The 22,875-nt window shown below is 38.1% G+C and carries 24 protein-coding genes; 15 read left to right on the top strand and 9 right to left on the bottom strand.

What is annotated here, in order from left to right:
• Window positions 1-15 precede the first annotated feature (15 nt).
• From cysT to AC1M9P_RS12295, 4 genes are read left to right on the top strand one after another with little or no spacing between them, the layout of a single operon-like run.
• The gene (gene cysT / locus AC1M9P_RS12310) at window positions 16-849 is read left to right on the top strand and encodes a sulfate ABC transporter permease subunit CysT (protein ID WP_035267202.1); all 834 of its coding nucleotides are present in this window, start codon (window positions 16-18) and stop codon (window positions 847-849) included.
• Window positions 846-1,736: a sulfate ABC transporter permease subunit CysW gene (cysW, locus tag AC1M9P_RS12305; protein ID WP_035267204.1), complete on the top strand. Its 891-nt coding sequence runs from the start codon at window positions 846-848 to the stop codon at window positions 1,734-1,736. The genes cysT and cysW overlap by 4 nt, the downstream gene beginning before the upstream one ends.
• Window positions 1,737-1,748: 12 nt before the next feature.
• On the top strand, window positions 1,749-2,810 hold the full coding sequence (locus AC1M9P_RS12300; RefSeq protein ID WP_035267206.1) for a sulfate/molybdate ABC transporter ATP-binding protein: 1,062 nt from the start codon (window positions 1,749-1,751) through the stop codon (window positions 2,808-2,810).
• Between the two features lie 55 nt (window positions 2,811-2,865).
• A complete protein-coding gene (locus AC1M9P_RS12295) occupies window positions 2,866-3,795 on the top strand; it encodes a CysB family HTH-type transcriptional regulator (protein WP_092767071.1) in 930 nt (309 codons plus the stop codon).
• Between the two features lie 94 nt (window positions 3,796-3,889).
• Here the strand turns inward: AC1M9P_RS12295 and carO are convergent, their stop codons facing one another.
• Window positions 3,890-4,633 (bottom strand): ornithine uptake porin CarO, encoded by a 744-nt coding sequence (carO, locus tag AC1M9P_RS12290; protein WP_179997890.1) that lies wholly within the window; start codon window positions 4,631-4,633, stop codon window positions 3,890-3,892.
• Window positions 4,634-4,931: 298 nt separating this feature from the next.
• On the opposite strand from carO, the gene dapD reads away from it, so the two are divergent.
• A complete protein-coding gene (gene dapD, locus AC1M9P_RS12285; RefSeq protein ID WP_179997889.1) occupies window positions 4,932-5,753 on the top strand; it encodes a 2,3,4,5-tetrahydropyridine-2,6-dicarboxylate N-succinyltransferase in 822 nt (273 codons plus the stop codon).
• Window positions 5,754-5,864: 111 nt separating this feature from the next.
• Window positions 5,865-6,575, top strand: a complete 711-nt coding sequence (gene queE / locus AC1M9P_RS12280) for a 7-carboxy-7-deazaguanine synthase QueE (RefSeq protein WP_481587783.1) — start codon at window positions 5,865-5,867, stop codon at window positions 6,573-6,575.
• Window positions 6,576-6,647: 72 nt separating this feature from the next.
• Here the strand turns inward: queE and filA are convergent, their stop codons facing one another.
• Window positions 6,648-7,523, bottom strand: a complete 876-nt coding sequence (gene filA, locus AC1M9P_RS12275) for a putative pilus system protein FilA (protein WP_481587782.1) — start codon at window positions 7,521-7,523, stop codon at window positions 6,648-6,650.
• A gap of 289 nt (window positions 7,524-7,812) precedes the next feature.
• On the opposite strand from filA, the gene queC reads away from it, so the two are divergent.
• The 3 genes from queC to AC1M9P_RS12260 all read left to right on the top strand — a co-directional run bounded on the left by queC (window position 7,813) and on the right by AC1M9P_RS12260 (window position 9,466).
• Window positions 7,813-8,481, top strand: coding sequence for a 7-cyano-7-deazaguanine synthase QueC (gene queC, locus AC1M9P_RS12270; RefSeq protein WP_180028449.1), 669 nt, complete (start codon window positions 7,813-7,815; stop codon window positions 8,479-8,481).
• A 16-nt stretch (window positions 8,482-8,497) separates the two neighbouring features.
• On the top strand, window positions 8,498-8,911 hold the full coding sequence (locus tag AC1M9P_RS12265; protein WP_481587781.1) for a hypothetical protein: 414 nt from the start codon (window positions 8,498-8,500) through the stop codon (window positions 8,909-8,911).
• A 93-nt stretch (window positions 8,912-9,004) separates the two neighbouring features.
• A complete protein-coding gene (locus AC1M9P_RS12260) occupies window positions 9,005-9,466 on the top strand; it encodes a peroxiredoxin (protein WP_481587780.1) in 462 nt (153 codons plus the stop codon).
• A gap of 57 nt (window positions 9,467-9,523) precedes the next feature.
• Here AC1M9P_RS12260 and AC1M9P_RS12255 read toward each other — a convergent pair whose 3' ends face one another.
• Together AC1M9P_RS12255 and AC1M9P_RS12250 are read right to left on the bottom strand one after the other, a co-directional pair.
• Complete coding sequence (locus tag AC1M9P_RS12255) at window positions 9,524-11,644, bottom strand: TonB-dependent receptor (protein ID WP_481587779.1); 2,121 nt, start codon at window positions 11,642-11,644, stop codon at window positions 9,524-9,526.
• Window positions 11,645-12,036: 392 nt separating this feature from the next.
• Window positions 12,037-12,639 carry a LysE/ArgO family amino acid transporter gene (locus AC1M9P_RS12250; RefSeq protein WP_481587778.1) on the bottom strand — a complete coding sequence of 201 codons (603 nt, stop codon included), beginning with the start codon at window positions 12,637-12,639 and terminating at the stop codon, window positions 12,037-12,039.
• Between the two features lie 101 nt (window positions 12,640-12,740).
• On the opposite strand from AC1M9P_RS12250, the gene AC1M9P_RS12245 reads away from it, so the two are divergent.
• Window positions 12,741-13,622: a LysR family transcriptional regulator ArgP gene (locus AC1M9P_RS12245; RefSeq protein WP_481587822.1), complete on the top strand. Its 882-nt coding sequence runs from the start codon at window positions 12,741-12,743 to the stop codon at window positions 13,620-13,622.
• 27 nt (window positions 13,623-13,649) lie between these two features.
• Here AC1M9P_RS12245 and AC1M9P_RS12240 read toward each other — a convergent pair whose 3' ends face one another.
• Both AC1M9P_RS12240 and AC1M9P_RS12235 read right to left on the bottom strand, forming a co-directional pair.
• Complete coding sequence (locus AC1M9P_RS12240) at window positions 13,650-14,207, bottom strand: YceI family protein (RefSeq protein ID WP_481587777.1); 558 nt, start codon at window positions 14,205-14,207, stop codon at window positions 13,650-13,652.
• A gap of 32 nt (window positions 14,208-14,239) precedes the next feature.
• Window positions 14,240-14,821: a nicotinate-nicotinamide nucleotide adenylyltransferase gene (locus AC1M9P_RS12235; RefSeq protein WP_481587776.1), complete on the bottom strand. Its 582-nt coding sequence runs from the start codon at window positions 14,819-14,821 to the stop codon at window positions 14,240-14,242.
• 103 nt (window positions 14,822-14,924) lie between these two features.
• Here AC1M9P_RS12235 and AC1M9P_RS12230 point away from each other — a divergent pair, with 103 nt between their 5' ends.
• From AC1M9P_RS12230 to AC1M9P_RS12215, 4 genes are all read left to right on the top strand, one after another.
• On the top strand, window positions 14,925-15,725 hold the full coding sequence (locus tag AC1M9P_RS12230; protein ID WP_481587775.1) for an enoyl-CoA hydratase-related protein: 801 nt from the start codon (window positions 14,925-14,927) through the stop codon (window positions 15,723-15,725).
• A 56-nt stretch (window positions 15,726-15,781) separates the two neighbouring features.
• Window positions 15,782-16,531: a nitroreductase family protein gene (locus AC1M9P_RS12225; protein ID WP_481587774.1), complete on the top strand. Its 750-nt coding sequence runs from the start codon at window positions 15,782-15,784 to the stop codon at window positions 16,529-16,531.
• 159 nt (window positions 16,532-16,690) lie between these two features.
• Window positions 16,691-17,707 (top strand): DUF6670 family protein, encoded by a 1,017-nt coding sequence (locus AC1M9P_RS12220; RefSeq protein ID WP_481587773.1) that lies wholly within the window; start codon window positions 16,691-16,693, stop codon window positions 17,705-17,707.
• Window positions 17,708-17,887: 180 nt separating this feature from the next.
• Window positions 17,888-18,958, top strand: a complete 1,071-nt coding sequence (locus AC1M9P_RS12215) for a helix-turn-helix domain-containing protein (RefSeq protein ID WP_481587772.1) — start codon at window positions 17,888-17,890, stop codon at window positions 18,956-18,958.
• Here the strand turns inward: AC1M9P_RS12215 and AC1M9P_RS12210 are convergent.
• Window positions 18,907-19,224, bottom strand: a complete 318-nt coding sequence (locus AC1M9P_RS12210; protein WP_481587771.1) for an NGG1p interacting factor NIF3 — start codon at window positions 19,222-19,224, stop codon at window positions 18,907-18,909. The two genes, AC1M9P_RS12215 and AC1M9P_RS12210, sit on opposite strands and share 52 nt — an antisense overlap.
• A complete protein-coding gene (locus tag AC1M9P_RS12205) occupies window positions 19,217-20,125 on the bottom strand; it encodes a LysR family transcriptional regulator (RefSeq protein WP_481587770.1) in 909 nt (302 codons plus the stop codon). Before AC1M9P_RS12205 ends, AC1M9P_RS12210 begins: the two co-directional genes overlap by 8 nt.
• Before the next feature lie 159 nt (window positions 20,126-20,284).
• Between AC1M9P_RS12205 and AC1M9P_RS12200 the strand changes: the two genes are divergently transcribed.
• Window positions 20,285-22,027: an FAD-dependent monooxygenase gene (locus AC1M9P_RS12200; RefSeq protein ID WP_481587769.1), complete on the top strand. Its 1,743-nt coding sequence runs from the start codon at window positions 20,285-20,287 to the stop codon at window positions 22,025-22,027.
• Window positions 22,028-22,149: 122 nt separating this feature from the next.
• On the opposite strand, the gene AC1M9P_RS12195 is transcribed toward AC1M9P_RS12200, so the two are convergent.
• Window positions 22,150-22,371, bottom strand: a complete 222-nt coding sequence (locus tag AC1M9P_RS12195; RefSeq protein ID WP_481587768.1) for a hypothetical protein — start codon at window positions 22,369-22,371, stop codon at window positions 22,150-22,152.
• Window positions 22,372-22,875: the final 504 nt, after the last annotated feature.

The following is a 22,875-nucleotide window of genomic DNA, read 5'->3' as shown; positions in this document are numbered from 1 at the left end:
ATTTGAGGAGTAGTCATGTCGCAGCGATCCCGAGTGCTGCCAGGATTTGGTCTATCTCTAGGCTTTACCCTAGCGTATTTATCTTTAATTGTGCTCATACCCTTGTCGGCTGTTTTTATTAAGTCTTTAGGTATTGGCTGGGAAGGTTTATGGGAGATTTTAAGTTCTGAGCGTATCTTAAAATCATTACAACTAAGTTTCAGTGCTGCACTCATTGCTGCCTTCATTAATGTTGTATTTGGCTTATTACTCGCTTGGTGTCTCGTGCGCTATAGTTTTCCTGGTAAACGAATTGTTGATGCATTGGTTGATTTACCCTTTGCGTTACCAACAGCTGTTGCTGGGATTGCATTAACATCTTTATATGCTCCGACAGGCTGGATTGGTCAATATCTTGAACCCTTAGGAATTAAAGTCGCTTATAGTCCTATTGGGATTACATTAGCGCTGATATTTATTGGCTTACCTTTTGTGGTTCGTACAGTACAACCTGTACTAAGTGACTTAGAGACTGAACTTGAAGAAGCAGCGTCAGCCTTGGGTGCAAATCGACTACAAATTGTAACCAAAGTGATTTTACCAATTCTTTTCCCTGCTTTAATCACAGGATTTGCTCTCGCATTTGCCCGTGGTGTGGGTGAATATGGTTCAGTTATCTTTATTGCAGGTAACCAACCCTTCGAAACTGAAATTGCGCCATTAATGATTATTTCTCGATTGGAAGAATATGACTATGCAGGTGCAACGACAATCGCCGTTGTTATGCTCCTTATTTCATTCGCTATCTTGTTCTTGATTAACTTGTTACAAGCATGGGCGAGTCGTCGCACAGGGAGAACTGCACAATGAGTTTGAATACAAATAGCAATGCTTTAGCGGAAAAATTGCAATCTCGTGATGCGACGCGAGAACCGACTTGGGTTCGTTATACACTCATTGTCGTTGCCATGATTTTCTTCCTCAGTTGCTTAATCCTGCCTTTGATTTTAGTTTTTGTTGAAGCATTCAAACAGGGTATCGGCGTTTATGCGCAAGCTTTAGTTCATCCAGACACGTTGTCGGCTGTAAAGCTCACCTTACTAACAGCTGCAATTGCTGTACCGCTCAACGTAGTATTTGGTGTGGCGGCGGCTTGGTCTGTTGCGAAATTTAATTTCCGTGGTAAATCCATATTAACCACGATTATTGATATGCCTTTCTCAGTATCACCTGTAATCGCAGGTTTGATGTTGGTATTGATGTTTGGTACTCAAGGTTGGTTCGGCGGATGGCTGATGGATAACGACATTAAGATTCTATATGCCGTTCCAGCAATTGTACTAGCAACCATCTTTATTACAGTTCCTTTTGTGGCACGTGAGCTCATTCCACTGATGGAAGCTCAAGGTACAGAAGAAGAGGAAGCGGCAATCGTTTTGGGTGCTTCAGGCTGGCAAACTTTTTGGAAAATCACGATTCCAAATATTAAATGGGGCTTGATATACGGGGTTATTCTTTGTAACGCACGTGCAATGGGTGAATTCGGGGCAGTCTCTGTAGTATCGGGTCATATTCGTGGAGAGACCAATACATTGCCACTGCATGTAGAGATTCTCTACAACGAATATACCTTTAGTGCAGCATTTGCTGTTTCATCCCTCTTGGCTTTATTGGCGATTGTGACATTGATTCTTAAAACATGGGTCGAAATTCGCCAAGAGAAATTAAGCAAACGTAATGAAGATTCTACAGTTTAAAGGAAGTATCCGATGAGTATTCAAGTTAAAAATATTGAAAAACACTTTGGTGCTTTCCATGCACTAAACAATATCTCCCTAGATTTTCCTGATGGTCAACTCGTGGCATTGTTAGGACCTTCAGGCTGCGGTAAAACGACTTTACTTCGCATTATTGCTGGTCTTGAATCTGCCGACAGCGGTCAAGTGATCCTTGAAGGTCAAGACTCAACAAATGTTCATGTTCGTGAACGTCAAGTCGGCTTCGTATTCCAACATTATGCTTTATTCCGTCATATGACAGTATTTGACAATATTGCTTTTGGTTTACGTGTTCGTCCACGTTCAACACGCCCTTCAGAATCTGAAATCAAAAAACGGGTTACACGACTACTTGATTTAGTTCAATTAGGATTCTTAGCAGATCGTTATCCAGCACAATTGTCAGGTGGACAGCGTCAACGTATTGCGCTTGCACGTGCGCTTGCAGTTGAACCTCGTGTACTACTTCTGGATGAGCCATTTGGCGCACTTGATGCAAAAGTTCGTAAAGAGTTACGTCGCTGGCTGAGAACTTTACATGATGAACTCCACATCACCTCGATTTTTGTAACCCACGATCAAGAAGAAGCGCTTGAAGTTGCAGATCAAATCATTGTAATGAATAAAGGTAATGTTGAACAAATTGGCTCACCTCGTGAAGTTTATGAAAAACCAGCAACGCCTTTTGTATTTGACTTCTTAGGTCAAGCCAATAAGTTCGAAGGTCATAATCAAGCGGGAATCGTACAGATCGGAAATGATCGCATTCAACTGCCTTTAGCTAAAGATGCACCTGAAGGTAAAGTGATTGCCTTCATTCGACCAGATGAGTTTCAAATTCACGCTCAACCTACAGACAATGCAATTCAAGCAACGTTCTTACGTGAAGTTTGGATTGCAGGAAAAGTGGTTGCCGAACTTCAAGGTCAAGATGGCAATCTCATCGAAATTCTACTCACTCCAGATGAAGCTAAACTGCATCAATTCCGCCCAAATCAATCGGTTTGGTTAACGACTAATACATTGCACTTATTTGCACAAGAAAACGCATAAAAATGTGTAGATGGGGCTTTTATATAGCCCCATCATTTTAAAGGTAACAAAGACTATGAACTTTCAACAATTAAGAATTATTCGAGAAACCGTCAGACAAAATTTTAATTTAACGGAAGCTTCCGCTGCCCTTTACACGTCTCAATCAGGCGTAAGTAAACATATTAAAGATTTAGAAGATGAATTAGGTGTTCAACTATTTATCCGAAAAGGTAAACGCTTATTAGGGTTAACTGAACCTGGTCAAGCTTTACTCGGTATTGTGGAGCGAATGCTGGTCGATGCAGACAATATTAAAAGATTAGCCGATGATTTTAATCGTGTAGATGAAGGTACATTAACCATCGCAACCACTCATACTCAAGCGCGATATGTATTACCACCAATTGTAAATTCATTCAAAAAATTATTTCCGAAAGTTCATTTGATTTTGCAACAAGCAAGCCCAACTGAAATCACTGAAATGTTACTTTTAGGCGATGCAGATATTGGTATTGCTACTGAGAATCTGACTACTGAAGAAAACTTAGCAAGTGTTCCTTTTTATAACTGGAAACACAGTATTATTACGCCTCAAGGTCATCCACTTACTCAAATAGCAGCGCGAGAGATTAGCTTAGAACATTTGGCAGAGTATCCGATTATTACCTATCACGGTGGTTTTACGGGACGTTCAAAGATTGATAAAGCCTTTGAAGACTCAGGACTTGATGTTGATTTAGTGATGTCTGCGCTTGATGCTGATGTAATCAAAACTTATGTGGAGTTAGGTATGGGTGTCGGGATTGTCAACGATGTAGCCTACGATACAGAACGAGATCATCGCTTAAAACAAATTGATACTGATTTATTCGGGGTGAATACCACTTGGATTGCTGTACGTAAAGGTCATTTGTTACGTGGATACGGTTACGAGTTTATTTCGCTATGTGCACCTAGTGCTGATATCAAAGCATTAAAACGTGTGGCTTATCCTGAAGATTAATAAGCTACAAATAATAAAGGTGCCTATAGCGCCTTTATTATTTGCATTAACTTGCATAAAAAAACGAGCCGAAGCTCGTTTTTTTAATTGGATCTTACCAGTGGAAGCTCACACCCACTTTACCGACTGGAAGCCACTCATATTTGTCTTTAGATTCAATTTTCGCTTCTAAAGCTTCAGCTGCATCAGCACCAGTACCAGTACCACCAACTTCAGCTAAACCTACTGAAGTAATATTTGCAGAAGGGTTACCAGTGTAATAAGCACCTACTTCACCAAATACACCGAAGTTTTTATTGATTTTAGGAGCAAAACCAAAACCTACGTATGGAGCAAAGTCATTTTTGTATGACATTTTACCATCGATGAAACCTTGACCAGATGGAGCGTTGTAATTTTTGCCATCAATCTTAACAACATCATTCGTATTGTTTAAGCGCTTAGTAACATCGTATTCATTATCGATATATGCTACACCAGCAGCCATATATAGACCTTGAGCCCATGGATTTTGACTCGCGCCCCAAGGACGAATCTCAGCATTTAAGTATGCCAAACTATTATCCATATCTAAATCGTACTTAGTACCGTCAATAGATAAATCATCAGACCAAGAGATATCACCACCGTTGTAACCTAAAGCAAGACCAACGTATGGGTTAGCAGTCCAAAGTAATGCACCACCGTAACCAGTTGTACCAACTTCAGCACGAACACCAGTAGGGATTAATTGATTAGCTTCAAATACATTACCTGTACGTACTACTTGAGTGTCCGCCATAGCGAAGCCTGAAACAGATAATGCTGTTGTAACAGCGAGTAATTTTAACACTTTCATTTTTTTCTCCTCAAAGAAATGAGTTGTTCTTTAATCATTAATGTGTTCGACTCGGAAGCATCTTAATGGAGATTTCAAAGCTGGTTAATATTCAAATTGATGCTTTTTTGTTATTTTTTGATACAATTTTGATTTAGTTGTTGTTTTATAAATAATTTGCACTTAAGTCTTTTATTAACTTTTATTAACATACTTATAAAGAATAGTCATTATTGTCGGACATTTTTTCAGGATTAATTGTAATTTTTATAATCAATTTAGTGTAAAATCTTGGAAATTTTTTTTGGAAGAGAAGATTATGTCTCAGCTTTCGTCAATCATCGAACAAGCGTTTGAAGATCGTGCAAACTTCACAGCTACAGATTGCCCTGCTGAAATTCGCCAAGCAGTCGAGGAAGCAATTGCTGGCTTAGATAATGGTTCATTACGTGTTGCTGAAAAGATTGATGGTGAATGGGTTGTTCATCAATGGTTAAAAAAAGCTGTTCTATTGTCATTCAAACTTAATGATAATAAACCAATCGAATCATGCGATCTCCAATTCTATGACAAAGTAGACACTAAATTTACAGGTTGGACTGAAGAGCAATTTAAAGCAGCTGGTGTACGTGTTGTACCGCCTGCAGTTGCACGCAAAGGTTCTTATCAAGCTAAGAATGTTGTACTTATGCCATCTTATGTCAACATTGGCGCTTATGTTGATGAAGGTACAATGGTTGATACATGGGCGACTGTAGGTTCATGTGCGCAAATTGGTAAAAATGTTCACCTTTCTGGTGGTGTTGGGATTGGCGGTGTACTTGAGCCTCTTCAAGCGAACCCTACGATCATTGAAGACAATTGTTTTATCGGTGCACGTTCTGAAATCGTTGAAGGTGTAATCGTTGAAGAAGGTTCAGTGATTTCAATGGGTGTTTACATTGGTCAATCAACTAAGATTTATGACCGTGAAACAGGCGAAATTCACTACGGCCGTGTTCCAGCAGGTTCAGTTGTTGTTTCTGGTAGCCTTCCTTCAAAATGCGGTAAATACAGCTTGTATGCTGCAATCATCGTGAAAAAAGTCGATGCTCAGACTCGTGCTAAAACAAGTTTGAACGACTTATTACGCGCTGACTAATTTTTTTAATATTTTATAGTATTTGGAGTTACACTCCACATCTCTACGGTTAGTAATAATCGTAGAGATTTTTCTTTTATATAATCTCTATTTTAGTTTGGTTTTGTCGATATGAGTAATTTGCGATCTTCCGCTATTCCTGTTTCTGATCCGTCTGCGGGGTTACGTATTACGGAGATCTTCTATTCATTACAAGGTGAAGCCAACACTTCAGGCTTACCTACAGTGTTTATACGCTTAACAGGTTGCCCACTGCGTTGTACATATTGTGATACCACCTATTCTTTTGAAGGTGGTCAACGACACTCTTTAGAGGATATTATCCAAACCACCCTTGATTTTAAGACACCTTATATTTGTGTTACTGGTGGTGAACCATTAGCCCAACCCAATGCGTTACCGCTCATGGAGCGTCTAGCAGATTTAGGTTGTGAAGTTTCCCTTGAAACGAGTGGAGCGCTAGATGTTTCAAAAGTGGATCGTAGAGTTTCTAAAGTCCTAGATTTAAAAACACCAACTTCAGGTGAAGACTCACGTAATTTAATGAGTAATTTAGACCATTTAACTCAACATGATCAGATTAAATTTGTCATATGCAATCGTGAAGATTATGAATGGTCTAAACAACAAGTGAATCAATATGAGTTGCACAAGCGTGTAAGTACAGTTTGGTTCTCACCTGCTTTTGCTGTTGAAAAAGGCGCTGCGAAGTTACCACAACTTGCGCGTGATTTAGCACAATGGATCTTAGAGGATCACTTACCAGTTCGTTTCCAGCTTCAATTACATAAGTTGCTCTGGAATGACGAAACAGGTCGTTAAAACCTAAAAAAATAGCTCAAATTAAAACAGTACAGCACTTTTCTGTACTGTAGTTTGAGACAAAATGATCTTTTAGTGTGCTGACACTTTAATGGTCGTGCCATTCAAATTAATCCCTTTCATTGAAATATCCCCAATCTTATTATTTATTGTTGATGCATCTCCAACGCCTACTCCCCATAACATTGCATTAAAACCATTTTGATCTCCGAGACGGTTTATTTTGAGTTCCAGTCCATCTGTACGTATCGAACCTGCAACATCAAAATCAAGATTATTGATGCCAAAACGCCCTGGTTGAGTATTTTTTAAATTAATAAATTCTATTCCGAATGCGCCACCACCATCATGATCGTGGACTTTGAAGCCCTCTAAACGTAAGCCATCTTTAAATATTCCATTCAGTTTTAAAAGACTGCCTTGAGGTGCTGAACCGAGCTGAATATTGGTAGAGAGATTGGATACATAAAATTTCATATTATCCATAATTTTAACGGGATCACTATAGCCTCTTCCGGTTGGACTAACTTGACCCGATTTACCCACCCAAATATCACCGGTATTAATAATAATATCTTCAGGAACAAATACACCTAAATTCAGAAAAGGCCCTGTAGTACTACTCCCTCCTTGAGCATCGATTTTTAAGGTAATACTAATATCTGCCGAACCAGAAGAAAGTGATAATGGATTCTTACTACGTCCATTCGCTGTACCGAAAATTAAGGCACCTGCTTTTGTGTTTCCTTCGTTGTAATCTGGCCCGAATCCACTGTTATCGTGCCAAATCAAATCAGCTTGAATGGGTCCACCTGGTAAAAGGCTAATCGTAATACCATCTTGTGCTGCATATGTTGACAATTCTTGATCTGAAAGCTCCTCAAATGCAAAAGAATTTGTACTGATCAACGCAGCAGTGGTTAAAATTAAAGTATTAATTTGATTCATTTTCATTCCGTAAAAATTATTTTTGTAAGTTTTAATCAAGTATTTGTTAAATTATATTTAATATTTAAACAAAAACAACAACTGTTTAAACTTTATTCGACTCAAAAGAGAGTTTTATTACATCTTGTAAAATGAATTCTAAAACGAACATTTCACTTTCTTTATAATGATCTAATTTAGTTTTGTGACTTCTGCAGATCTATATATTCAAAAAATTTATACCCCATTATTCTTTATATAATCAGTTATAATTCATTTTTTATTTACTTTAATTTTTTGGAGTTCTCCTATGCGCCCTCGTGCCATTGTATTGTTATCAGGTGGTTTAGACTCAACGACTTGCTTGGCTTGGGCGCAAGCACGCTATGAATGTATCGCTTTAAGTTTTATGTATGGTCAACGCTCAACAACTGAATTGGATGCTGCACGTAAACTGACACAACAAGCAGGCGTTGAACATCGCGTGATTAATATAGATTTGGGTAATTTAGGTGGTTCTGCATTAACTGATCATTCCATTGATGTTCCTGATCAAGAACAAGAAGGAATCCCTGTCACTTATGTTCCAGCACGTAATACGATTTTCCTGTCTTATGCACTTGCAGCAGCAGAAGTGTTTGACGCAGAAGCCATCGTAATTGGAATTAATGCGGTGGATTATTCAGGTTATCCAGATTGTCGACCAGAATTTATTGAAGCATTTGCTAATATGGCAAGATTAGCGACAAAAGTAGGTGTGGAAGGAAAACCTCTTAAATTTGAAACACCTTTACTACAATTATCCAAAGCAAATATTATTCGCTTAGGCATCGAACATGGCGTAGACTACAGTCAAACGGTGTCATGCTATCAAGCAGATGACCAAGGACGAGCTTGTGGAAAATGCGACAGCTGTCGTTTGCGTAAACAAGGTTTTGCAGATGCTGGCGTTGAAGACCCAACTCGTTATATACCGTAATAACAGGGTGCCATATATGAAAAATTTAAAATCAAACATTATTCTTTCAGCCATTGTTTCTGCTGCAGCACTTTTCGGTTCTGCTGCTCAAGCAAATGAGCCGAATAATAAAATGCAGCAAGCCTACAAAAGTACTAACGTAAAATCTGCACTGATTAATGTTTGTAAGGAAGAAACTGCTAAAGGGAATAAGCTTTCTGCTGCTGAAGTCAGCAAATATTGTACTTGTGCAATTGAAGCAGACGGCAAGCTCACTAATGCTCAAAAATGGGAAATCCAAAGTGCGATTAACCAAAAGAAAAGCCCTTCTAGTTTAGCTATCGTGAAGAAACAGAATACTGATCTTCAAGCATGCTTCGGCCCACAGTTAACGTCTAAGCTACAGTCGTTAACAGAGGAAGCAATGAAAGCAGCACAAGCTAAAAAATAATTGCAGCTTGTATAAGGTCTAAGATAGCCACCTCGTGTGGCTATTTTTTTGAATTCCCCTATAAATGTAGTGACAACTTTTGAGGAAATTATAATGTCAACGGAAACAATTAGTTTACCCAATCAAACATTCCCAACGACTACAGGTTCTGTGAATTTAACTGAGTTGAATACAGATTGGCTCATCATTTATTTTTATCCAAAAGATTCAACACCTGGGTGTACAACGCAAGCTGTTGGTTTTTCATGTTTGAAAGATCAGTTTGATGCGCTTCATACCACTATTTTCGGTGTTTCTAGAGACTCAGTAAAAGCCCATCAAAACTTCACCGAAAAGCAAGCTTTAACAATTGACTTGATTAGCGATAAAGAAGAAGTGCTTTGCCAACACTTTGATGTGATTAAAGAGAAAAATATGTATGGAAAAAAAGTGATGGGGATTGAGCGCTCAACTTTTATTTTTCATCAAGGCAAACTCGTTAAAGAATATCGTAAAGTCAAAGCTGCAGGGCATGCTGAACAAGTGCTTGAAGATTTAAAAGCTTTGCAGAACTAATGAAAAAACCCACGATTGACGTGGGTTTCATCTACTTATAATTCTTTTTGACTACAATTAGAAATCAAAGCTTACGCCAAGTTTATAGGTACGTCCTGCACCCAATGTTGTAAAGCCACTGTTAAATACACCCGCCCAATATTTTTCATCTGTGACATTGTCAATATTGGCACGGAAAGTCGTATCTACACCGCCAAGATTGGTTGTGTATTTCGCACCGATATCGAGTAACGTATAGTCAGGAAGTTCGAGCGTATTGGTATTGTTGAGATATTGGTTATCCACATAGTTAGCACGTGCATTCACACTTAAACCATCCACCGGGAGTTTATACTCAATGCCAAGCCCTGCTGTGAACTCAGGTTGACCTTCTACTGTATTTCCCGAAAGCTTAACTTTTCCACTCATACCTTTGGTATATTCAGCATCAATATAAGCCAAGTTACCCCAAACAATCACATCATCTGTGACATTGCCTGAGAATCCATACTCAAGTCCTTTCGAGGTAGTTTCACCACCATCGGTCGTAATCTGAGTCGATCCATTGATCGGGGTGGCATAATACTCTGTAATTGTACTTGGTTTTTCAATTTGATATGCAGCAAGGGTATGTAACCAAGAACCATGTTGATATTTTGCGCCCACCTCATACTGTTTAGTTTGGAATGGTGCGAATGTTTTTCCAAAATTCACATCTGTTTCCGTCGTTACAGTATTGCCTTGAGACAACCCTTCTACATAACTTGCATAAAGCGAGATATCTTCACCCCAAGGTTTCACCACGATCCCTAAACTTGGTGACACTTTATCTTCGCTATATTCAACGCCAGTCAATGGATTTTTGATGTCCATATCTTGGTAACGTGCACCTAAAATGAATTGTAATTTATTATCAAGCACGGAAATTTGATCAGTGAATGAATAACTGATGAAATCATTATCGGCCTGTTTAAATATTTCAGGCGCCTGCTCTGGCATATGACCTTCGTGGCTTGGATCGTAGAGATTGGTGACAAATGGGACAGCTGTAGATCCTTGTCCTTTATGTTTCACTGTTTCAATATTTAAGTAGTCTGCACGTAAACCAATTTTATGTTCAATTGATCCAGTATTAAATGCACCCTCTAAACCTAAGTTTGCTGAGGTATTATTTTGCTTTAATTTTACATGATAATATTGAGAGTTCGCGTCACCTGCATCATTGATTACGATCATGCGTGTACCAAAAAGATGCCCTTGATATTTTTGTTCTGCAGTACCAACGCCAGCAATGACTTTTAAATTATCTAGTAATTTATATTCACCTGACAATCCAACATATTGTGCTGATTGTTTACCATGGATATTCGGGAAAAAGTTACTACGACCGTCAGGTGCATCTAAGACTTTGCCAAGCTGTGCAAATGAAACCATCGCAGGCGAACCACCTTCACGTTTATCATCCGTCACATAAGCATCAAAATTCACTTTTGCTTTATCAGTGGTCCAATCTAATGCTAATACGGCTGAGGTACTTTCATCTTCTAGGCCATCAACAACATGTTCACCTTGTCCATAATTGGCACTTAAGCGAGCACCAAACTGTTGATCTTGACCAAAGCGGCGTGCAACATCAAAGCCAGATTTATAAAAACCTTCTTCTTCGAAATTCGCGGTGACACGGGTAAGTTCTTTGTCTGCACGTTTCGTATTTGCAACGATTACACCGCCAACGCTTCCACCCGGTGCCATCCCTGCAACAAGTGCATTCGGTCCTTTGAGCACCGTCACTGAATTGAGAATATCTGTGGTCACACGCCCCGTAGGTGCCATGCCATAAGTACCATTTAAATTGTAATCTTCCCAATTCACACCAAAACCACGAATACTAAAGTTTTCATTGAGATGCCCACTATTGGTCGTGGTACGAATACTTGGGTCGATCTTTAAGACATCCATAATGGTATGCGCGTGTGCATCTTGAATGGCTTGATCGCTGTAGTTACGGATGGTAAACGGCGTGTCTAACACATCCTTTTCACCTAAAATATTCAGTGTAGCTTTTTTTTTCAGTTTACCTGTGACATCGGTTTCTTGTGAGTCTGCTTTTACTACAATGGTTGCCAATTGTGTTGGTTCTTGCGCAACTGCAAAACATGGTATAGAAACTAAAGACAAAAATAATAGATTTCTTTTCACGTGGCTGCCCTCTTATATACGGTTTTGGGCACATCATACACAATTTAAATGATAATGATTTTTATTTATAATTAATTTATCATTAATATTTACTTTTGTTTTTAACTAATTCACAGTTATATTCGATCATATTACAACCTTAGAAAAGTATCTCGTCCAACTTATTCAGAGCGACTTAGTTTGAAAATTTAAGTAAGCATAAATATCAAGTTATCGATCGAAGCACAGTGAATCTAGACATGAATAATCTAAGACATTATTTATTAAAATTTTAAATATGATCAAAAATTATGAGGTAGCTCTTAGAGTTACAGATGCTGTGATCAAACATTTGGAAAATAAAAGTTGTCTTTTAAAAGGTTTTTTGCACAACTCCATGCTTTAATTTCTAGTTAACTAATTAAGTTATAGGCGATGTACCACATGATTAAAGCAATCAAAATATCCAAGACTTGCCATGCGCGGGGATTGTGAAAGTAAGCGGATAGATATTGCGCACCAAAACCCAAACTAAAGAAAAATAACCATGATGCCGTAATCGCACCGATAGCAAACGATAATAAGTGATCTTCAAATTGCGTCGATATCGCACCTACAAGCACGACAGTATCTAAATACACATGAGGATTCAGCCATGTAAATGCCAAGCAAATGAGAATAATTTTAAACCATGAAACAGCCGTATGATGATCAAGACACATCGATTTTTTGGTCGAAAATGCTTGATAAAAATGATGTAAACCATATACCACTAGAAATATAGCCCCACCCCATTGTGCATATGTCATCACTTGTGGATGGCCTGAGATAAACTGCCCAAATCCAAATACACCAGCCAAAATTAAAAGTGAGTCTGAAAAGGCGCAAATGATGCAAATAGACAGAACATATTCTTTTTTTAAGCCCTGTTTAAGCACAAAAGCATTCTGAGCACCTATCGCCATAATCAAACTTAAACTCGTTACAAAGCCATTAAACAGTACGGATAAAGACATAAAACACCTAATATTTATCATTAGGCGGATTATGAACAATTCAATCTTAAATTGAGTATTATTAAATTAATATTAAGTTCATTAAGTTTTATTAAATCATGATTTTCAATTATAAAGACTGTGTCGCGTTTATCACCGTGGCGGAAACTGGAAGTTTTGATCTGGCTGCTAGAAAGCTTTGTCTCTCTGCGGCTGCAATTACTCTTCGAATCCAACAATTGGAACGTCAGATTGGTCAAACATTAATCCTGAGAGAACGACCTTGCCGTGTGACACATTCAGGTGAAATATTGCTTGAACATTTATTACGGCAAAAGCGTCAAGAAGAAAATGTTTTGCAGCTTATTCAGGGAAAAAATCAAAATTCTGAGTTTTATAAAATTATCATTGGAACGAATGCAGATTCATTAGAAACATGGCTCTTGCCTGCGATTGCTGAACAGTTAATAGAGCAAAAAATCACAATACAACTTCGAATAGATGATCAGGATCATACGCATCAATTAATGGAATCAGGCTATGTAAATGCGTGTATAAGCGCTGAATCCCAACCTATGACAGGTTGCCACTCAGAATTTTTGTTCACGATGCGTTATCAAATGGTATGTACGCCAGAATTCAAAATAACATGGTTTAAAAACGGACTAAATCGCGATTCCTTTCGCCGTGCGCCTGCGGTCATCTTTAATGATAAAGATCATTTACATGAAACGGTTCTACTGAATCAATTTGGATTACCGCAATCTAGTTATCCATATCATTATGTCCCCTCTTCTAAGTCATTTGTCGATGCAATCCAACTCGGCTTAGGCTATGGCATGGTGCCTGAACTGCAAATTCAAGACTTACTCGACCAAGGAGTATTAATTTGTTTGTTGCCTGAGGCAACACAAGACGTTGATCTATATTGGCATCATTGGAAACAGCAGTCCCCACAACTCAAACATATTACAGACATACTCATGACATTAAAAAAGCAGTGAGTGAATCACTGCTTTCTTTTCATCGATTTAGTTGGCTTTCCACTGCCCTTCAAGCTTGATATTCACTTTTTCACCAATTCCACCAATCGCTTTGCGCATACCGAAATCACTACGATTGATGACTGTTGTAGATTGTACATTCAACACATTTGGATTCGATGCATTTGGAGTTAAAATTGTATCAAATGAAACTGGGCGTGTCACACCACGCATGGTGAGTTGACCATCAAATTTGTATTTATTATTTCCTAAAGCACGAATTTGATTACTTTGAAAGGTCACAGTTTTATATTTGCTTGCATGAAAGAAACTGTCACCAAAGACCATATCCTTTAAAGAGTTTTTGCTCAGTTTAAGGCTATTCACATCCATCACAAATTTAGCTGAACCTTGATTAGGCTGTGCCGGATCAAAATTCATCTGTGATTGATACTTTTGAAATTGCCCATTTACAATCGACATTCCTGCAGATCGGATATCAAAGCTGATCTTACTGCTAGGTGATAGTATCCATGTTTGCGCTTGAGCAAAAACAGAAGCAGATAACAGCACTGTGGCCAAACTCATTTGTGTAATAGTACGCACGATTTCCCTCGGTTTTCTTGTGTTAAACACAATCATTCAATTGATTCACTCAAACTTGTACTGTCTTGACGTTGGTATTTAGTTTTCAGTTGTTGGTAAATTTCTGAATTTTGAAACGCTTGTAAAAATTGAATCGTTCCGTGGGGAAGTTCTTTTTCCATAATTTCCCCCCGATAGTATGCTTCACGAAGTGGTGTTGCAGAAATTGCACCTTTTAAACTATCGAGCTCCAACATCTCCCATTCTGGGAAAAATTTGAGGTAATAGGATGAGTCATCTTTAAAGTGACCGATTAAGCCGACTTGATCACTTGGCTGTACTACACCCGCCACTAAAGATTTGACCAATTTTTGCCATTTTTCATCATTATAAACATCAATGACGTGTACAAATTTGATTCTTGCCTGTTGATCAGCAGAAAAGTTAGACAAAATCATCTGTTCACGTTCAATGGCTAAAAATGGATTTTTTATATTCCGCTCTAATTGAGCAGAACCAAGCGCTAAAATAACGTTCTGGCTATGCGTCAGCGCAATTTTAATGGTTTCCATATGTGCCAAATGAAAAGGCTGAAAACGTCCGATATAAACCAAATAATCAAATTTATAATTCATCGCCAAGTCACGTTTATGAACTGATCAGTTATGTCACTCTTCGCCAGAATACGACATAATAGATTTCATAAAATCTATATTAATTGAAAGCAAGGATAGTACGATGTCATTAAGTTGTATTCAACAACCTCATGAGCATTTAAATGCAAAATTAGAAGATGGTGTGCTGACCTTGGCGATTAATCGTCCTAAAGCCAAAAATGCATTATACGGCGAATTATACCTCTGGATCGCCAAAGCCCTTGATGAAGCAGACAAAGATCAAGCTGTTCGTGTGGTCATTTTACGTGGCGAAGATGCAGATTTCAGTGCTGGTAATGATATGCAAGACTTCATGAAATCTGCGGCGATGAAAGATCAAATTCGTCCAGAAGATGGTCCTCCTTTTGTGCTTTTAAAATCTGCTGCTAAATTTTCTAAACCACTGATTGCTGCGGTACGTGGTGTCGCAATTGGTATTGGCGTAACGATCTTATTGCATTGCGACTTAGTTTATGCAGATAACACTGCTTTGTTCCAAATTCCATTTGTAAGCTTAGGTCTTTCACCTGAAGGCGCATCTAGTAAATTACTAGCACGTCAAGCAGGTCATGTGAAAGCAGCAGAACTTTTATTAACTGCTGATAAATTCGACAGTAAAAAAGCATTGGCTGCAAACTTGATCAACAGTATTGAATCTGACGTTTATGCAACTGCCGCTCAAAAAGCCACACAACTGGCTTCACTACCACTTGCTTCTCTCGTGCAATCTAAAGCCTTAATGAAACATGATGTTGATGAGATCGTGTCCTGGATTGATCATGAAGCAGTAATCTTTATGGGGCGCGTCGGCTCTCCAGAAATGATGGAAGCTGTACAAGCTTTTATGCAAAAACGTAAACCTGATTTCACACAATTTAATTAAGCTAAAAGATCCGAGTCTCACGACTCGGTGAATACTCTCTATCTAAGGAATGGATCATGACGACTGAAAAAAAACGCTACTACGAACCTGCACCACAAGACATTGATGTTGAAAATTTCAAAAAGGTCGTGACCAGTCGTCGATCTGTTCGGAAGTTTACAGAAAAACCTATACCGTCTGATATCCTCGATCAATGTTTAGATTTAGCACTCTTGGCCCCTAATTCATCTAACTTACAACCTTGGACTTTTTATGTTGTCCAAAATCCTGAAAAGAAACAAAAGATTGTAAAAGCGTGTTTAAATCAATGGGCTGCGCGCACAGCGGCTGAATTGATTGTCTGTGTCGCACGTACAGATCGAATTAATGAAATGGCAAAACTGAATATTCAAGAATTTCCATTTCCTGAGATTCCTCCACTCGTCAAAAAATATTATACCTATATTCCACTGAATTATAAAACGGGTTACTTAAATGCAATTGGTAACTTTAAGAAAGTAACTTTCAAAGTAGCACGTAATTTTGACAAACAAATGCCTGTTACCGCTTTTACACCTGCGGATGCCAAACTTTGGGCAGCGAAGACAACAGCTTTAGCCTGCGAAAATCTTGTACTTGCGCTCAGAGCTTATGGATTCGACAGTTGTATGATGGAAGGTTTTGATGAACCTTTAGTATGTAAAACATTGGGGCTCAATGCTAAAGAGTTTCCAATTATGGTCATTGGTGCGGGAGAGCGTGCTGAAGATGGTGTGTTCTTCCCACAATATCGTTTCGATCGAGACTTATTTATTCAAAAAGTTTAAATGTAATATCACACATTTTTGATGACTTATTTTTCGTGTTGACACTTCAAACAATTGCTTACTGTTTGTAGTGTCAATTTTTTTATTTTATCTCGATTTATATTTTTGATCGTATTTTTTCAAAAATGATTTTAAGCCAAAATATTAATTGAGAATAAGATGAAAATTAAACTTCCCTCAAGCATTGTTAAACATATAGATTATTCATCTCTTGTAAATGGTCAAGCTTTTGATCCAAACACTGCGACACACACACCTGTCGGGAAATATACCTGTGTACACTACGGGATCATGATTCCTAATCTACCTGCCCCATTCAACTTTTTAAATATGATTGTGGTTGCAGGACAACCTCTCGTTAAAATATTCAGAAATTCTCATTTAATAAAAACTTCAGATTTAGATACCGCAAATCTATTAATTGGTACTGCTGCAACACAGCCTAATTTATTTTCTGGATATAGTATACAGCATGAATGTTTACTGGCGACTAATGGTCAATATCTCAAATTCGGTAATGACTTAGTTATAGAGGCTAACTACCCAGACATTAAAGCAACTCGCCAAGGTCACGCTTTCAATTATGAACTTGAATTGAAAGCAACTGATAAAATCGCACATTTCGTTAAACTTGCAGGAAGCATGTATGAACATTGGTCACTGCTTTGTGAGTACCAAGGATATTTAGAACTCGATGGGCAGAAAACTCAGGTTCAAGGTCTATGCACCTTCGAATATGCACGTGGTGTCAATATCAACATTCCCATTCGATTTTTTACTTATCAAATCTTAAATATTAATAACCACACTCAAGTCTTATTTGTGGACACTCATGGTCCAATGGGCTTAGTTTTGCAAAGTCGTGTTTACGTTCGTTCTGTAGATCATCATGGAGGAATATACGAACGAGGGCTTGAATCTGTGGTGCATGAATATGAGCCTGAACCTGTAACTACACCAAATGGCATTAAAATGCGTTTACCTCGAGTCTTTGAATGGCAAGTCAATGATGATCAAGGAAATCTTCTGATTTCTATTTATGGCAAGGCTAATGGCGACTTTAAATATGGTATGGCTGGCGGTTATGCAGGTAGTTACCAATATTCAGGTCAATTCAAAGGTCAGCATATTCAGGGTCGAGGTTATATTGAGTATATTGATCCTATAAGCAATTAAGCGCTTCAAAATAAACTTTCAATAATTAAGCCTCATGAGATGGGGCTTTGACATTTAAAGACATGTTCATTCATTCAAATTATTTCTAAACTCATTTCAACATTATAATTTCAGCATTTTAAACTGAGGATAGAGCATCCTTAGTTTTTCCAATGCATGACTTGAGTCTTGAATATCGGTATGAGCGCAAGAAAAAGTAAAATTAGAACCGATGCTGGTATTTTTCCAAGCATGGTATACGAGACACTGCAAAATATGGGCGTTGATGTGGATTTAATATTTTCGCAATTAAATGCGTTACAACATCCAATCGACTATCCTCAACGCGATTTAAGATATGACAATCGTGTTCAAAAAAAATTCTGGGAACTCACAGAAGTTATTACACAAAATTCCAATATTGGTTTAACTGTCGGTCATCATCTCCCCACTTTTCGTGGTCAACTTTTTGAATACATTTTTTTAAGTAGTGCAAATTTTGGCGATGCATTAAAAATAGCAATGAAATACTATCAATATTTCACTACAGGATTGGATATTGAACTTCACATAGAAGATGACACCGTTACCCTAAAAGGTTTTCATCACCCTGTCCGTCATTATTTAGAATGTACGATTACCATTGTTTTATCTTTTTTTGATTATATCAGTCAGGGAAAATTTCAAGCACAAGAAATTTGGCTCAGCTACGACAATACAGAATTTCTGGACTTATATCATGAGCTATGGCATTGCCCAGTTTATTTTAATCAGCCTTATGGTTGTATAAAATTCAAAGCAGAAATTCTAGAATATGCCTCTCCGTCTGCTCAGCCTGATTTATTTCTGTTACATCAAGCTATCATTGAGAAGCACATTGAACTTGTAGATAAACATGAACTAGTCATTAAAATTGAAGAGGCTTTAGGCGAACAACTAAAATTAAGACAATTCGCTCTAGAAGATATCGCAAGAATTCTTAAACTCTCCCCGCGTAAAATCCAAATTTCACTCAAAGATATTGGAACGAATTACGAGAATGTTCTAACGTCATTAAGACAAAAACTTGCTCGTCAGTTACTAGCGAAAACCGCACTCAAACATGATGAAATTGTCTATTTAACAGGGTTTTCAGAGCCATCAGCTTTTTCTCGAGCCTTCAAATATTGGACAGGAGAATCTCCATCCTCGTATCGTCAGCGCATACAAAATTCAACCGATCATGGGTCAATAGAGATAATGTGTAAGAATTCAAAAGCTGGTTCTTCATAAGGATGACTGGCTTTTAATGCACGTGCCACTTCTATGGCTTTATCTTCAGGCACAATAGTTTCTACACGCCACTCTTCAACTTGTTCAAGCTCTCCGACTCGACCTATAAATGGTTGAGCCCCATTGACAGGTTTAAATTGACCTAAGCCCTTGACCTGCCAAGCGCATTGCTCATAATCACCGATCCCGCCTGCACCTGCTTCAAATACTGCCTGTTTCGTCAACTCTAGATGTGATTCTGGTACAAAATAGATCAGTTTAAGCATGAATAACCTCTTCCACTCTTTTCCGCTCTGTTGTCATTTGCATAAGGGCTTCGGTAATCATTTTCAATGCAATATTGTTTGAATGACGATGATAATTCGCATATAGACCAAGCTGTGGTAATTGCTCATCTGTTTTCACAATTTTGATATTATGATTTAAAAACTTCAGGAGGTATTCGGGAGCAAAACTAAAGCCCATTCCCAAATTAATCAGATTGATATGCTGTAATACATTAGTCACCCACAGCATTTGATCATCCATCTTTTCGAAGGGAACTAGAACATTTAATTTGTCATAGAATATTGGTGAAGCATTTTGTTCACACATAATCACTGATGAATTTTTTAACTCTTGTAGTTTCAATGTCCGTTCTGAAGGATGAAGATTGTCCGCAGCCACCAAATAAATTTGTTCTGTCAGAATATGGATATCTTCATAATCTGAATGATCCATTTTGTATCGAGTAAAACATATATCAAGTTCAGCATTTCTAAGTTTTTGTATTTGCTCAGTACAAGTCAAACTGTGTAAATGAATTTTAAGATTAGGAATATTCTTTCTTAACTGCGCCAGAATGCTAGGCATCAGTTTCAGTTCAGCCACATTCAAAAATCCAATGTGAATCTGATTATTCTTTTGCTGAGCGACCTGTCTAGCTGCAGCTACAGCTTGCTTGGCATTGTCCAGCGTCAAAGCTGCGTATTTTAAAAATGCTTCCCCCTCATCAGTCAGTTTGACTTTACGAGTGGTCCGATCAAATAAAGTAACACCGACTTCCTGTTCAAGATCTTTAATTTGCTGACTGAGTGATGGTTGTGCGGTATAGAGCTTTTCGGCAGCTTTAGTAAAGCTTTGCTCTTGAGCAACAGTCATAAAATACCGTAAATGTCGTAATTCCATATCTCAATCAGCCCATCGTGCATAAGTGCACTTTCATTACTTTGAATTTTATATAGATCGATAGTTTATATGAATACGACTATAGATCACTGCACTTTTTTTCTAGACTGACTCAATTCAAAAACTTTCCCCATGTATTCAATTCATTTAGGAAAAAGCATGTCTCAACATTTTGACACTGATGTTCTTGTCATTGGTACTGGTCCTGCTGGTTCAACTCTGGGGCTTGCCCTTGCCAATTATGGCGTCAAAGTTCAATTGTTTACCCAGTTTAATTGGTTAGCCAACAGTCCTCGTGCACATATTACTAATCAACGTGCCATGGAAGTCCTCCGTGATTTAGGTATCGAAGAACAGGTGAAGGAAATCGCAACACCTTGGGAACACATGGGTGAAAGTCTCATCACAACCAGTTTAGTCGGTGAAGAAATTGCTCGTATCAGTGCTTGGGGCACAGGCGATGAACGTCATGGCGATTATATCAAAGGAAGTCCATGCCCTTTAGTAGATCTTATCCAACCTAAAATGGAAGCGCTACTCGTTAAAAATGCGGCTAAGCGAGGCGCTATTTTTAACTTCAATACTGAATATTTATCTCACGTACAAGATGAACACGGTGTGACTGCGACTTTCCTCAATCGGATAACCAGTACCGAATTCAATTTACGCGCCAAATACTTGGTGGGAATGGACGGTGCACGTTCAAAAGTTGTCGAACAATTGGGATTACCACTTGAAGGCGTTATGGCGCGAGCTGGTACAGTGTATGTGACCTTTAAGGCGGACTTATCTAAATATGTTCAGCACCGCCCTGCGATTTTGCAATGGATAGTCAATCCTGAAGCAAGTTTTGGTGATTTAGGTATGGGGCTATTGCGTGCCATCACCCCATGGAATGAGTGGATTATGGGTTGGGGCTTCGATATTTCTAAGGGCGAGCCTCAAGTGACTGCAGAGCAAGTTCGTGCACGTTTAGATGCTTTCGTTGGTGAGCATGTTGAAGATGTTGAAATTCAAAAATTGTCTTATTGGTACGTGAACCAAACATGGGCAACTGAATATTCGAAAGGTCGTGTATTCTGTGGTGGTGATGCAGTGCATCGTCACCCACCATCAAGTGGTCTAGGCTCAAACACCTGCATGCAAGATGCCTTTAATCTCGGTTGGAAACTTGCATATGCAGTTAAAGGTTGGTCTCAACCTACGCTTCTCGATTCTTATACCGTTGAACGTGCGCCTGTAGGTAAGCAAATTGTTGCACGTGCCAACCAATCACGATTTGATTATAAACACCTCAAAGAAGTTTTTGGTTTTGATCAAGGTGTAACAACCCAAAAGCAAATGCTGGAGCGTATTTTTGCTGAAAATGAACAAGGCGCTGAAATACGTACAAAACTCTACAATGCATTAGCAATTAAAAATTTTGAATTTAATGCTCAAGGTGTTGAACTGAATCAGCGTTATAGCTCAAATGCGGTCATCTCTGAATCAGAACCTGAAGTATTTAAACAAGATGATCAACTTTACCTACAAGCCACTACACGCCCTGGAGCAAAAGTACCGCATACTTGGCTCATCAATGCTAAAGGTCAAAAAGTTTCAACTCTAGATATTACGGGCAAAGGGCATTTTACCTTACTCACAGGCCTCTCAGGCAAAGGCTGGAAACAAGCTGCTGAAAAACTTAATCTTGGGTATTTAGATGTCATTCAAATCGGTTCAAGAGATTATCGTGATGTCTATGGTACATGGAATGCGAAGTCTGAAATTCATGAATCTGGTGCTGTTTTAGTACGTCCAGATGGCTATGTTGCTTGGCGTTATCAAGACAGTACCAATGAATCTTTTGATTTTGAAAATACTTTGAGAGCAGTTCTGAAACAGATCCAACTTACTGTTTAAACGAATAAAGCCACCGTTAGGTGGCTTTATTCTGCTGAATTTTTTGGCTAACGTCAGGATTAATAAACAAAGTGTCTTATGATCATGGTCGAAATTTGTTAGATATGTTTATTTGACTTCCTTCATCCTATATACACACAGCTTAACTTGGTATTTCCCTGAGGTGTTTCATCCAAGCTCAGCTCACTAATCCACTTCTCGCCAAAGTATTTTTTCAGTTGATAAAGTACAGTCGATGGGTGACCTTGAAAAATAAAATAATAAGCGCCTGATTCACTCTCTGAAGTTTTAATTGCTTGAAATGCAATTTTGATGACTCGCACACCATACTTTTTAAAGTTCACAGCAAAATCATCTTGAACCATATGTTTGGTTTTATAATTTTGATAAGCATAGATTCCCTGATAAACATCATGGGCTAATTTAACTTCCTGTTTCGTCTAATTTACCTTAATTCCACGCTTTTTTGTTCATTAAGATCATTTGAAATTTGAAAGATTTGCGCTGACGCTTGACAGTTTAAAGAATTTAAATTCATCAGTTTATCAACTGTAATATTTGTTGGATAAGCATGACTGCACATAAGTGCCAAGCCTGTTAAGATCAATATTTTTTTCATAGTGACTATTCTAAAATCTAAAATTTATAAAACATTAAAACCACGAACAATCTGATGACTCGATTGAGTTTTAAAGTTAAATAATAGTTACTCAGTTTAATTAGGTATTTTTTAGCTCCAAATATATTATTCATATAAATTAGAGTTCTTTCATAAGTCATTTTTTACTCAGCTCCATGTTATAGATTCCAGCAATTAAATTAAATCTTAAGCCTAGTCTTTTGCCGCG

This window comes from Acinetobacter sp. 25-47-122, from assembly GCF_056779695.1.
Note: the sequence above shows the minus strand (reverse complement) of the source record. Positions and strands in the feature narration are given on the sequence as shown.